At 41.8% G+C, this 13859-nt stretch carries 11 protein-coding genes; 5 read left to right on the forward strand and 6 right to left on the reverse strand.

Features of this window, described 5'->3' with window-relative positions; all coding sequences use genetic code 11:
• Positions 1-483: 483 nt before the first annotated feature.
• Together C7475_RS17720 and C7475_RS17725 are read right to left on the reverse strand one after the other, a co-directional pair.
• Entirely contained in the window at positions 484-1710 is a 1227-nt protein-coding gene (locus C7475_RS17720; protein ID WP_110054735.1) for a pyridoxal phosphate-dependent aminotransferase, read from the reverse strand.
• Between the two features lie 164 nt (positions 1711-1874).
• Positions 1875-2267, reverse strand: a complete 393-nt coding sequence (locus C7475_RS17725) for a DUF1573 domain-containing protein (protein WP_110055048.1) — start codon at positions 2265-2267, stop codon at positions 1875-1877.
• Between the two features lie 208 nt (positions 2268-2475).
• Here C7475_RS17725 and C7475_RS17730 point away from each other — a divergent pair, with 208 nt between their 5' ends.
• Entirely contained in the window at positions 2476-4875 is a 2400-nt protein-coding gene (locus tag C7475_RS17730) for a thiamine pyrophosphate-dependent enzyme (RefSeq protein ID WP_110054736.1), read from the forward strand.
• A 425-nt stretch (positions 4876-5300) separates the two neighbouring features.
• Positions 5301-6011, forward strand: a complete 711-nt coding sequence (locus C7475_RS17735) for a response regulator transcription factor (RefSeq protein WP_110054737.1) — start codon at positions 5301-5303, stop codon at positions 6009-6011.
• Between the two features lie 82 nt (positions 6012-6093).
• Here C7475_RS17735 and C7475_RS17740 read toward each other — a convergent pair whose 3' ends face one another.
• Both C7475_RS17740 and C7475_RS17745 read right to left on the reverse strand, forming a co-directional pair.
• Positions 6094-6804, reverse strand: a complete 711-nt coding sequence (locus C7475_RS17740; protein ID WP_110054738.1) for a YebC/PmpR family DNA-binding transcriptional regulator — start codon at positions 6802-6804, stop codon at positions 6094-6096.
• Between the two features lie 168 nt (positions 6805-6972).
• Positions 6973-8469, reverse strand: coding sequence for an amino acid permease (locus C7475_RS17745; RefSeq protein ID WP_110054739.1), 1497 nt, complete (start codon positions 8467-8469; stop codon positions 6973-6975).
• Between the two features lie 197 nt (positions 8470-8666).
• Here C7475_RS17745 and C7475_RS17750 point away from each other — a divergent pair, with 197 nt between their 5' ends.
• From C7475_RS17750 to C7475_RS17760, 3 genes are all read left to right on the forward strand, one after another.
• Positions 8667-10034 (forward strand): dicarboxylate/amino acid:cation symporter, encoded by a 1368-nt coding sequence (locus tag C7475_RS17750; protein WP_110054740.1) that lies wholly within the window; start codon positions 8667-8669, stop codon positions 10032-10034.
• Between the two features lie 132 nt (positions 10035-10166).
• The gene (locus C7475_RS17755) at positions 10167-10832 is read left to right on the forward strand and encodes a DedA family protein (RefSeq protein ID WP_110054741.1); all 666 of its coding nucleotides are present in this window, start codon (positions 10167-10169) and stop codon (positions 10830-10832) included.
• 14 nt (positions 10833-10846) lie between these two features.
• Complete coding sequence (locus C7475_RS17760; protein ID WP_110054742.1) at positions 10847-12109, forward strand: MFS transporter; 1263 nt, start codon at positions 10847-10849, stop codon at positions 12107-12109.
• A 55-nt stretch (positions 12110-12164) separates the two neighbouring features.
• On the opposite strand, the gene C7475_RS17765 is transcribed toward C7475_RS17760, so the two are convergent.
• Both C7475_RS17765 and mdh read right to left on the reverse strand, forming a co-directional pair.
• A complete protein-coding gene (locus C7475_RS17765) occupies positions 12165-12626 on the reverse strand; it encodes a MarR family winged helix-turn-helix transcriptional regulator (RefSeq protein ID WP_110055049.1) in 462 nt (153 codons plus the stop codon).
• Positions 12627-12880: 254 nt separating this feature from the next.
• The gene (gene mdh / locus C7475_RS17770) at positions 12881-13819 is read right to left on the reverse strand and encodes a malate dehydrogenase (protein WP_110054743.1); all 939 of its coding nucleotides are present in this window, start codon (positions 13817-13819) and stop codon (positions 12881-12883) included.
• Between the last annotated feature and the right edge of the window lie 40 nt (positions 13820-13859).

The following is a 13859-nucleotide window of genomic DNA, read 5'->3' on the forward strand; positions in this document are numbered from 1 at the left end:
TTATCAAGGTACTTAGTGGGTATTGGACAAAAAAATACGGCTCCGTGATCGGAGCCGTTTGCCTTTATAAATTCCACGTTATGAAAAACTGATACAAAAATAAGGTATTTTGCTAAAACGTTTTAGTATATCTAGAACTTTTTTACAAAAAGTTGATAATTTCTTTCTGAATGTTAATAACCCAAAGTTCAGAATTATAAAACGCTTACTGAAATTATTAAGGTTAAATTTATGCTAAACAAGTTTTCCTCTAATTCCACATCTACCAGTTCCTACCTGTTTATCTGCCTTTCGCATTACAAATATACAAAGAAATTTAACTTAAAGAACACTTTGGTTATAATAAATTGAATTTTGGTAGAACAAAAACGTGTATATAAATTTTACTAATATAAAAAATAGCCTGTTTTGACCTAAAATTTAAAGAAAAGGCAATAATGATATTATATAGAATTATTTACAATATAATTACCGCCTTTTAAATTATCTGCCAGTTGCAAGTGCTTCTTCTTTATAAGCCACTCGTCCGGGATAGGTTTCGAGGGCTTTAGAAAGACAGATCATCGCCTTTTTGATATCTTCCTTGTTCAGCACATATGCTAATCGTACTTCATTGATGCCTAGTCCGGGGGTTGCGTAAAACCCAGTAGCAGGAGAGAGCATGACTGTTTGTTGCTCATACGAGAAAGATTCCAGTAGCCATTGGCAGAATTTATCTGCATTATCAATAGGCAACCTCGCTATTGCATAAAACGCACCACCTGGATTTGGACAAAATACGCCTGGCATGTCATTGAGCATACTTACCAATACATCACGGCGGCTCAGATATTCTGCTTTTATTTCGTCGAAGTAATCCAGTGGAAGGTCTACCGCAGCTTCGCCGGCTATCTGGGCAAATGAAGGAGGGCTAAGCCTGGCCTGGGCAAATTTCATTACAGCGTCAAGTACTGTCTGATTTTTGGTAACGAGTGCTCCAATTCGGCCTCCGCATGCGCTGTAACGCTTGGAAATGGTATCCATGAGAATAACATGTTCTTCCAAGCCTTCCAGATTCATAGCCGAGAAGTGATCGCCGGTATAACAAAATTCTCTGTATGCCTCATCAGAGAATAGATAAAGGTTATGTTTCAGGCATAACTCTTTTAGCACGGAGAGCTCTTCCTTGCTATAAAGATAACCTGTTGGATTATTAGGATTGCAGATCATGATAGCCCTGGTCCGCGGGGTAATCGCTTTTTCAAAAGCTTCCATTGCCGGCAATGCAAACCCTGTTTCAATATTAGCAGTGATTGTACGTACCTGAATGCCCGCCTCAATTGCAAAACCATTATAATTGGCATAGAATGGTTCAGGTACCAGTACCTCGTCTCCGGCATCCAGACAGGCCATAAAGGCAAAAAGGATGGCTTCAGAGCCTCCGGTTGTTACAATGATCTGTTGGTGATTTAGCTTAATACCAAATCTTTCATAGTAAGTGACCAGCTTGCGGCGATAACTTTCATTTCCTGCGCTATGACTATATTCTAGTATGGTGAAGTCCGAGTGACGAACTGCATCCAGTACCGGTTTTGGTGTTTCAATATCCGGTTGTCCGATATTGAGATGATAGACTTTGGTTCCTTTTTTCTTAGCTGCTTCCGCATAAGGTACCAATTTCCTGATAGGAGAAGGCGGCATTTGTTCCCCTCTCTTACTAATGGTAGGCATAAATTGTCTTGATTTTGAGTTTACAAAGTTAGTTGATATTATGGGGATCTGTGGCCAAGTAAATTTTCAGCGCGGAATCAGCAGGGGACTAACATAAAAATGCCTTACAGGCAAAACTGTAAGGCATTTTTATGACTTATACGGGTATATAGTATCTGTAGTGATTATTGTTCAACAGTACCAGTCAGGTGCAGTTCTTTGTCCTGATCAACACCTTTTAATCTTACCCAAACAGTTTTGTTCTGCTGACCTACGCTATTAGCGGAATAGTTGGCAGTGATTTTTCCCTTTTTGCCTGGCAGGATCGGTTCTTTGGTCCAGCTCGGAGTAGTACATCCACAGGAAGCGCGCGCTGTTTCGATCAGTACAGGTTCTTTTGCAGTATTGGTAAATTCAAAGTCAACTGAAACTGGTTTGTTCAGTTTAGTTTTACCAAAGTCAATAGTTTCCTGTTTGAATTTTACTTTCGCATCAACAGGGTTTGCTGTCTGTGTTTGTGCCCAGAGAGCAGTGGTTAACAGCATGCTCGCAAATAGGGATAAGATGAATTTTTTCATGTATAATGTGGTTTTAAAACGATTGGTTAAAAAATAGATCATCGTTTACTTAATAACAAATTTACAGCCAAAAATAATCTATCGATAAAGAATTTATTAAAATCTTATTAAAAAAAATCAAATTATTTTACGCATTACATTTTCAGACGTTTTGCAACTGTATAATTAACTATAATTAACCTTACTTTTGTACTTTAACAAAGAGGCAATGATAGAAAACAATGAACTGACTATGAATACGGAAAGCCGGTTGTCATTCGATGAATTTCGGAAGGAAGTACTGGATGATTACCGCCTGGCTTGCGAAAGCAGGGAAGTTAGTCTGCTGGCCCGTAAGGAAGTGCTTACAGGCAAGGCCAAGTTCGGTATTTTCGGAGATGGAAAGGAAGTAGCGCAGATTGCTATGGCTAAATATTTTAAGCCTGGAGACTTTCGCTCTGGTTACTACCGGGACCAGACCTTTGCTTTTGCCAGTGGTATTGCCACACCAGAACAATTCTTTTCGCAGATGTATGCCGATCCTGATCTGGCCAATGAGCCATTTTCCGGCGGACGCCAGATGAATTCCCACTTTGCAACGCCAAACCTTGGAAAGGATGGTAATTGGCTGGATCTTACGCAAATTAAGAACACTGCCACCGATATGTCTCCTACTGCTGCACAAATGCCGCGTGCATTAGGTTTGGCATTCGCGTCGAAGCTATTCCGCGATGTTGAAGTGTTAAAAGAGTTTACAAAGCTGTCTAATAACGGTAATGAGGTTTGTTTTGCTACCATAGGGGATGCTTCAACTTCTGAAGGTCACTTTTGGGAGACAATGAATGCTGCAGGCGTGCTGCAGGTACCATTGGCTGTCTTTGTATGGGATGACGGATATGGTATTTCTGTTCCGCGTAAATACCAGACAACAAAAGATTCGATCAGTGCTGCCCTGGAAGGCTTCCGTAAAACAGAAGATTCCAACGGTTTTGATATATACAACGTAAAGGGGTGGGATTATGCATCTATGTGTGAGGTGTTTGAAACCGGTATCAGGAAGATCAGGGAAACACATATACCGGCATTGTTCCATGTTGAGGAAATGACGCAGCCCCAGGGCCATTCTACAAGTGGTTCTCATGAACGTTACAAGAATAAAGAACGTCTTACATGGGAAAAAGAGTTTGACTGTAATCACCAGATGAGACAGTGGATACTCGAAAACGCATTGTCAGACGAAACAACTCTCTTGGCTATTGAAGCAGAGGCCAAAACGGTTGCACAGGATGCACGCAAAAATGCCTGGGAAAAATATATTACTCCTATTCGCCAGCAGGTACAGGAGATGTTGACATATGGACAGGCTGTAGCGGCTTTGCCGGAGGTGGACGCTACAATGGTTAATAGCCTGTTGCATGAATTGCAGGTAAACCGTGAACCATTGAGACGTGACGTGCTTAAGGCAGCAGCAAGCATCCTGGTGTATCATAAGAAGGTGAAAGCACCGGCAATGGATGCTTTGAAACATTATTATGAAAATCTGCTGAGCCAGGAAAGAGAAAATTATAATTCTCTGTTGCATGCAGAAGGCGCGAATTCAGTATCTAATGTGCCTGTTGTACCTGCAGTATATAACGAAGATTCGTCTACAGTGAATGGATATGAGGTATTGAACAAATACTTTGACCAGTTGATAGAAAATAATCCCAAAGTATTTGCATTTGGAGAGGATGTAGGTAAAATAGGGGATGTGAACCAGGGATTTGCTGGCTTACAGCAAAAGCATGGAAAGGAAAGGATCTTTGATACAGGTATACGGGAACTGACCATTATGGGACAGGGTATCGGTATGGCCTTAAGAGGACTTCGTCCGATCGCTGAAATACAGTATCTGGATTATTTATTGTACGGACTGCAACCGCTAAGTGATGATGTGGCCAGCTTACAATACCGCACTAAAGGTATTCAGTATTGCCCGATCATTGTGCGTACCAGGGGGCACCGCCTGGAGGGAATCTGGCATTCCGGTTCTCCGATGAGTATGATATTGGGATCGTTGAGGGGCATGAATGTATGTGTGCCGCGTAACATGGTACAGGCGGCAGGTATGTACAATACTTTATTGGCAGCTAATGAGCCGGCGCTGGTGATCGAATCTCTTAACGGCTACAGACTGAAAGAGAAACTTCCTCAGAACCTTAGTAGTTTTACGGTGCCTTTAGGTGTACCAGAGGTCGTACATGAGGGAACTGATATTACAATTGTTTCTTACGGTTCCACGCTACGTGTGATTGAAGAGGCTATGCAGACGTTGCAGAAACTTGGTATCTCGTGCGAATTGATCGATATTCAGACGCTACTGCCTTTCGATACCGGTCATCAGATAGTCGAGTCTCTGAAAAAAACGAACAGGATACTCTTTGTTGACGAAGATGTGCCCGGCGGTGGTACCGCCTACATGTTCCAACAGGTGATGGAAATACAAGGAGGATATAAATGGCTGGATGTGGCACCGAAAACCTTAAGTGCTCAAGCTCATCGCCCTGCGTACGGTTCTGATGGCGATTATTTCTCCAAACCGAATGTGGAGGATGTGATCAGAGTTGTTGTAGAAATGGTAGAAGAATAGTTTATTTCTCTTTTTTATAAAAAAAACGCAAGGCTTTCCGGCCTTGCGTTTTTTTTTGAGTGTGAGTTGTAGGTTTAAAAAGATGTTAATGTAGTATGCAAATATTATAAAATACTTTCATGATAAACGTTTTAAAATATAATTGAATAATTATTTCATGTAAGGGTTAAGTTTAATCCTGGAATAACATTAATCAAATGTTATTTCCTATTGTAAATGATAATTAATATATTAGACATACTTATTTTTCGTTTGGTCAGGAATGAACGAAATGGATGAAGATATTAGGTGTTGTGCCGCCAAAATTTAAAAGAATAAAACTAAATTGGATAAACATTTAGTCCACGTTAATAGTTAATAATTTGTCATTTTGTTAGGCTTGTCAGGAAATGACTTCTAAATTAACCATCAACCCAAATCCGTTTATGAAAGCAGGAGTTCTGTTAGTAGAAGACGACCATTTTTTTGCCAAAGTTATCAAGAGCCATCTTGAAAAGGCAGGATATCTGGTTGTACATTGTTCAGATGGAGAGGAAGGCTGGAATACTTTCCGGGAAAGGCCATTTGATATTTGTTTACTCGACGTTGTAATGCCGGGTATGGATGGATTCGCTCTCGCCAGAGAGATCAGGGATAGAAATGATAATGTACCTATAATCTTCACCACCTCGAGGTATATGGAACAGGATAAGCTGAACGGCTTTGAATGTGGCGGCGATGACTATCTTGTGAAACCATTCAATATGGAGGAGCTGCTCTGCAGGATGGACGTTTTTATGAAAAGGAGCCGCCTGTTGCAAAATGATAAACAAATAGTTTTTAAGTTAGGTACGCTCATTTTCAATTATAGTGAATTTAAGATCTACCATCCTCCGACCAGCGCAACTATTAATCTACCCCCTAAAGAAGCGGAATTGCTGAAGTTTCTCTGCGATAATCCTAACAAAAGACTGAAAAGAGAAGGTATTTTATTGAGTGTATGGGGAAATGATGATTTCTTTACAGGGCGTAGTATGGACGTTTACCTGACACGTATACGTAAGCATTTCAAGCTTGACAATTCCATTAAATTAGAAACTATTCATGGCAAAGGCTTGCGCCTCGTTATAGAAAGTGAAGTGTGCCGTGTTCTTTAATATTATTGCCTCTTGCCTAATAGCAATAAAAGAAGGGCCTTGTCATAGACAAGGCCCTTCTTTTATTGCTATTTTATAACTATTAGCGGAGATTGTGGAATACCTGCTGCACGTCATCGTCTTGCTCCAGACGGTCGATCAGTGTTAACACCTCTTTAGCCTGCTCTTCATTCAATTCTACCGTAGTAGCAGGAATACGCTGCAGCTCAGCACTAATAGGAACAATATTTCTTTCTTCCAGCGCTTTCGCCATGTTACCAAATTCGGTAAATGCCGCATGCAGTACTATATTACCATCGCTATCTTCTCCTATTTCTTCCAGGCCTGCGTCAATCAGTTCAAGTTCCAGTTCTTCCAGGTTCTGTCCTTCATTTTTAATCTTGAAAACGCCGGTACGGTTGAACAAAAAGCCTACGGAGCCACTGTTACCCAGGCTACCGCCTTCTTTGTTGAAGTGCATACGGACGTTTGCTACTGTGCGGGTAGGATTATCTGTTGCAGTCTCTACCATTACAGCTACACCATGGGGGGCATATCCTTCATACACAACTTCTTCATAATCAGTCTTGTCTTTACCCATCGCCCGCTTAATAGCCGCTTCTACACGGTCTTTAGGCATGTTAACACCTTTGGCATTCACCATGCATCTGCGGAGAGCGGGGTTATTGTCTGGGTCAGGACCTCCGTTTTTCACAGCGATCGCTATTTCCTTACCTATTCTGGTAAATTGTTTGGCCATCCTGTCCCATCTGGCAAACATGGTGTGCTTTCTGACTTCAAATATTCTTCCCATATTGGGTATAATTAATTATTAAAAAAATCGAGACGCAAAAATAATCACTTTTATAGTAATAATGACCTCATTCAGCCACTAAACTCAACAAGGCCGGAAACTCAGACTACTTCCGTAGTCTTGAATTTTCCGGCCTTGCGATCTGATATCATGAAACCAATATCGGTATTATAATTTTCTGGCTTTACTGTGTTTAACACTATAACCGAAGTAAATAGCGAAGCCGATCAGCAGCCATACAATCAGTCGTGCCCAGTTTTCAAAGCCCAGGCTGACAATCATTGTCAGACAGAAAAGTGCTCCAAGAATAGGAACGAATGGTACCCATGGTGTTTTGAATGCACGCTGTAATTCCGGATTGCTCTTTCTCATTACGATAACACCTAAACATACCAGTACGAAAGCGAACAGGGTACCAATACTTGTCATATCACCTACTACGCTGTCAGGTATGAAGGCAGCAAAAAGGGATACAAATACAAAGAATAACAACTGAGACCTGTATGGAGTACGGAATTTTGGATGCAGGTTAGAGAATACTTTTGGTACCAGACCATCATTTGACATAGAGTAGAATACCCTTGTCTGTCCAAGCAACATCACCAGAATAACTGATGAGAAACCCGCCAGGATAGCAATAGTTACAAACGTTGACAACCAGCCATATCCGTGCATGTAAGTATCAATTGCATAAGCAACGGAAGCCTCACCACCTTGTCTCAGGAAGTCTTTGTACGGCGCAATACCGGTCAGTACATAAGAGAAGAGGATATAGAGAAGTGTACAGATAGCCAGTGATACGAGGATACCTACAGGCATATTCTTCTTAGGATTTTTCGTTTCCTGTGCAGCAGTTGATACCGCATCAAAACCGATAAAAGCAAAGAATACAACCCCTGCACCGCGCAATACGCCTGGAATTCCGTGGAACCAGAAATCGCTGTAATTGATCACCTTACCATTATGCATGGTCACAGAACCCGCATCTGCAGGTATCGTGAAAGGAGTGTGGTTAGCCGGATTGATAAACTGCCAGCCCAACAGGATCAGCAGGATCACGATAGATACTTTGGTAATAACGATGATGTTATTAACAATAGCAGAACCTTCGATACCACGGATCAGCAATAAAGTGAGCAATAATAATATGAAGACAGCCGGTAAGTTCATAATACCATGTACACCAGCATCAGATGTTTCGAACGGACTGTGTGACCACTGGTAGGGTATGACGTAAGCCGCCCCAAACACCTTTTCAATAAGTTTATTCAGGTATTGAGACCAACCGATAGCTACAGTGGCAGCGCCGAGCGCATATTCCAGCACAAGGTCCCATCCTATGATCCAGGCGATGAATTCACCCATTGTTGCGTAAGAGTAAGTGTAAGCACTACCGGCAATCGGGATCATAGAGGCAAACTCAGCATAGCAAAGACCTGCCAAAGCACAACCTATGGCAGCGATAATGAAAGAGATCGTAACAGCAGGACCGGCATGTTGTCCGGCGGCAGCAGCTGTTCTAACAAAAAGCCCCGCACCAATGATAGCGCCTATTCCCAATGCTATAAGCGATCCTGCCCCTAATGTACGTTTGAGGCCCTTTTCAGATTCGGATGCTTCAGCTAATAACAGGGAGAGTGGCTTTTTTACAAAAAGTTTGCCCATACTAATGAGATATTGTGGTTGACGTTTAAGTGGTTTAGTTTGTTGTTTCGTTTTATTACAGATCGCCAAATATAAATATCAAAAAGCAAACGCTGGGGTTTTATTTTATGAACGAAGTCACAACTTAACAGTAGTAACCTTATTTTTGGGGAATTTTAGCAGTTTAGCATATATTATTTGTAATTAAAAGGCATTGCATGAAGAGATCCAACCGGCTTACACTATTTATATTTATAGCCATGGTATTGGGAATCCTGACAGGATATATTGTGAACGTTTCCTATGCTGAAACCTATGGTGGTGGAAATGCCGCGCAGCAGGTTTCTGCCGATAACATAGCCCTCGGCAACACTGCCGGATATATTATAGGTCTCTCTACCGGAAAGGGTACAAACGGAGAAGCTACCATCCGGAAATTTGCAGATAACATTTCCATCCTTACTGATATATTTCTACGGCTTGTAAAAATGATCATCGCTCCACTGGTATTTTCTACATTAGTGGTAGGGGTGGCAAAACTGGGCGACATTAAAGCGGTGGGCCGTATCGGTGGTAAAACCATGTTATGGTTTATTTCGGCAACTTTCGTTTCTCTTTTTCTGGGCTTAGTATTGGTAAACATATTGCAACCGGGGCATTCTCTAAACCTACCTGTTCCTGATTCCCATGCCAGCAGCGGCGTTGCCGCAGCAAGTATGACCTTAAAAGGCTTCTTTCAGCATGTATTCCCTGATAGTGTTGTTAATGCAATGGCTCATAATGAGATCTTACAGATCGTCGTATTCGCTCTTTTCTTTGGTGTAGCCACAGCTGCCGTAGGCGAAATAGGTACCGTCGTAGTTAAATTCATGGATAGCGTAGCGCATATTATGCTGAAAGTGACCAGCTATGTGATGAATTTTGCTCCTTTTGCTGTATTTGGCGCTATGGCGGCAATCATTTCACAGAAAGGCCTCACTATTTTGCTTACCTATGGCAAATTCATTGGACAGTTTTACTTAGGTCTTGCTGCGTTATGGATAGTATTAGCTTTTGTAGGGTTTATTATACTCGGGAAAAGGGTGTTCACGTTGCTTGGACTGGTAAAAGACCCCTTGCTGTTAGCCTTCAGCACCGCCAGCAGCGAGGCAGCCTATCCGCGTACAATGGAAGAATTGGAAAAGTTCGGCTGCGATAACCGCATTGTAAGTTTTGTGCTGCCTTTGGGTTATTCGTTTAATCTGGATGGTTCAATGATGTATATGACCTTTGCCAGTCTTTTTATAGCCCAGGCTTATGGTATGCACCTCGGGATTGAACAGCAGATCTCCATGTTGCTTGTATTAATGATCACAAGTAAAGGTATCGCAGGCGTACCAAGAGCTTCGCTTGTTGTGATAGCAGGTACGCTTTCTATGTTCGATATCCCTGAAGCCGGATTATTACTGTTGCTGGGGGTAGACCATCTATTGGATATGGGACGCTCAGCTACAAATGTGATCGGTAATGCAATGGCGACCGCCATAGTATCAAAATGGGAAAATTCCCTGGCAGCGGCGCCAGTCCCACAGTTAAAGGAAGTATAACAAATCAATAACAGTTTTATGCTTATTTTGCCGCAATCTGTTGTGTATGGTATTGGACGAAGTATGTTAATGCCGGCAGAAGGCAGTGTAAGCGCCTATATTAGTATCTGATTTCGAGATTATAAAGTTTATATGGACCAGTTTATAGAGTTATTCAAGCATCTTATTAATCCACAGTGGATCATCGACCATGGTGGCCTGTATTTATTATTGCTGATCATATTTGCAGAAACAGGGCTTTTCGTTGGTTTTTTCCTGCCTGGAGATTCCCTGCTCTTCGTTGCTGGCATATATGGAGGCTTACTGAGCGAAAGCTTTTTCAATGTTCCATTCTTCGTTATTATGGTGTTGATTGCCATTGCGGGCGTATTGGGCAACTTTGTTGGTTTCTGGTTTGGTCGTAAATCGGGTCCGTTGCTTTTTAATCGAAAGGACACCTTCTTTTTTAAGCAGAAACACCTCTACCAGGCAAAGGAATTCTACGAGAAATACGGTGGAGGCGCTATCTTCCTGGCCCGTTTCCTCCCTATCATACGCACCTTCGCACCGATAGTAGCAGGTATAGTACAGATGGAAAGGAAGAGATTTATGTTCTTTAACATTGTTAGTTCTTTCTGTTGGGTATTTTCTATGATGCTGGCAGGTCACTACCTTGATAAATTCTTCCCTAATCTGAAAGATCACCTGGAGCTCATCGTAATTATATTAATAATTATTACTACATTACCTGTTATTATTAAACTAGTTTTTGGCAAAACAAAACATCCGCATCCTACCCATACTGATGTGAATGAATAAATCAGGTATCCGTTATGAAATCCGGTAATCGTTCTGCAACGATCTTTAATGTCGCAGTGCTAGTTGCTTCGCTGGGATATTTTGTAGATATCTATGATCTGCTGTTATTTACTATTGTAAGAGTTCCCAGTCTGAAAGATCTGGGAGTATCCCAAACGGAAATTGACTCCGGTGTCGGCATGCTGCTGATAAATGTTCAAATGGCAGGCTTACTTGCAGGAGGGATCTTCTGGGGAATTATCGGAGATAAAAAGGGGCGTCTGAAAGTATTGTTTGGCTCTATACTACTTTATTCCGTTGCTAATATTGCAAATGGTTTTGTTACCGGAACTAACGGTTATCTGTTTTGGCGCTTCGTTGCAGGACTTGGATTGGCAGGAGAACTAGGTGCAGGTATCACACTGGTTGCCGAAATACTACCAAAGGAAAAAAGAGGGTACGGTACCATGATTGTGGCTACGGTGGGAGTCTCGGGAGCAATTGCTGCAAATCTCATTGCTAAACTGGTGCCTGACTGGCGATATTGCTATTTTATAGGAGGTGGACTGGGATTACTTTTGCTACTACTGCGTATTAGTGTAATGGAATCTGATATGTTCAGCCAGACTGCTGAAAAGAGTACTGCCGGAAGAGGGGAATTCCTTGCCCTATTTAACAATAAAGACCGGTTTCTCAGATATTTGAAATGTGTGCTGCTTGGCACTCCTACATGGTTTGTAGTAGGGATATTAGTAGCATTCTCTAATAAGTTTGCCATTGAAATGGGAGTAAAAGACCCTATCAGGCCAGGAGATGCGGTAGCATTTTGTTATGCCGGATTGGTATTAGGCGATTTTGCCAGCGGGCTACTCAGCCAAATGCTGCAAAGCCGGCGGAAAGTAATGTTGATCTTTCTTGGATTGACTGCTGTCTGTGTTTATTTCTACCTTAATCTTCATGGCGCTGATAAGTCGCTTTTCTATACAGTTTGCTTCATACTTGGTTTTAGTGTAGGCTTCTGGGCTATCTTCGTCACAATAGCAGCAGAAAGTTTCGGTACAAATCTCAGAGCTACTGTTGCTATTACTGTTCCTAACTTTGCACGAGGTATGCTACCGCTGATTTCGCTGTTATTTACAGGTGCTCAGCACTACTTAACTTATCTCCAGAGCGGCGCAGTGGTTGCTGTAATATGTATAGCCGTTGCTTTAGTAGCATCGTATACGGTAGAGGAGACTTTTGGAAAAGATCTTAATTATGTGGAGGATTTAAAAAATCCTATCAACAACGTACAATAAAAAAACTTCCGGTCTATTGAGTATTGGTACTCAAATGGCCGGAAGCTTTTTCTATCTAATAACGCATTAGTATCTTATCGAGGAGCGTATTTAACTGTAGTGCCTCCTCTTCAGTAAGTGATAATTTCAAAGAATCTTCAAGATCAGGAAGGTCCACATCCATCACTTTAAGTAAGGCCAGGCCTTTCTCCGTGATTTGCACATCCACAGCTCTTCTATCAACTTCACTACTTTTTCGTTCTACTAATCCTGCCTTCCGCAGACGTTCAACCAGCCGCGAAACATCACTCATTTTATCCAGCATTCTCTCTTTTAAAGTGTTGATATTAGCAGCTTTAGGGTGTTGGCCACGCAATATTCTCAATATATTATACTGCTGCATGGTAATGTCAAACTTCTTGAAGAATTGTTGATGACGTGACACTATCCAGTTGCCTACGAAGATGAGACCTATTAACCCTTTATTATACTCGCTGGTAAATGTTTTTTGCGAGATCAGTTTTTCTATGTTTGACATAAGTGAGAATATAGTCGGGTTAAAAATACGAATATCAATCATGCATTTGGCAAACAAAACATCAGGTTTTGTATAATAACCGTTGAAACGAATGTAATAAATCTTTTTAGAGCCCGAAAGGATTTATTCCTGGCAATAGTAAGGCGAGAGAGGGGAGTGGAAGGGATTGAGCGCTTTCGCTGGCATAAGAAAGGCTGACTGATAGCCGGACCATTTTTGGCTATTAGTCAGCCTTTTGTATTAGGATCAATATATTATGCGATCACTTTCATATTATCCAATACGTCCATTACTTCCTTCACGTGGGTAGCGGATGTACTGAGCAAAGCTTTCTCGATATCGTTAAGTTGTAATTCGATGATCTTTTCGATACCATTTTTTCCGAGTACAACTGGAACACCCAGATAGATATCTTTAAGGCCATATTCACCTGTTAACCATGCGCAGCATGGGAATATCCTCTTTTCATCCTTCAATATGGCTTCTACCATTTGCGCGGCAGCAGCTCCAGGTGCATACCAGGCAGAAGTTCCCAGCAGGTTGACGATCTCACCACCACCAACTTTAGTGCGCTGAATAATAGCTTCCAGTTTATCTGAAGCAACAAGTTCTGTAACAGGAATACCTGATACGGTTGTATAACGTGGAAGTGGCACCATGGTATCTCCGTGTCCCCCCATCAGTATGGCCTGGATGTCTTTTGGTGAGCAGCCGATTTCTTCTGCAAGGAACGCACGGTAGCGCGCGGTATCAAGAATGCCGGCCATACCAAACACCTTACTGCTGTCTTTCTGAGCAGTCAGATAGGCGCAATAGGTCATTACGTCCAGCGGATTGCTCACTACTATAATAATAGCGTCTGGTGAGTGCTTAACAATGTTTTCAGTAACCGATTTAACGATATTGGCATTGGTAGAGATGAGGTCATCCCTGCTCATACCGGGTTTGCGCGGTAATCCTGAAGTGATGACAACAACATCACTATCAGCGGTCTTGAGATAATCGTTCGTGACACCCGTTATTCTGGTGCTATAATAATCAATCGGGGCCTGCTGCCAGCTATCCAACGCCTTTCCTTCTGCTGTGCCTTCTTTAATATCCAACAACACAACTTCCTGCAAAAAATCTCTGTGGGCCAGTACATTAGCACAGGTTGCGCCTACATTACCAGCTCCTACGACAGTAACTTTCATCGTTTGTATAAAGTTTTAAGGTGAAGAATATGAGGATAAA

This window comes from Chitinophaga sp. S165 (assembly GCF_003182155.1).
Classification (GTDB): Bacteria; Bacteroidota; Bacteroidia; order Chitinophagales; family Chitinophagaceae; genus Chitinophaga.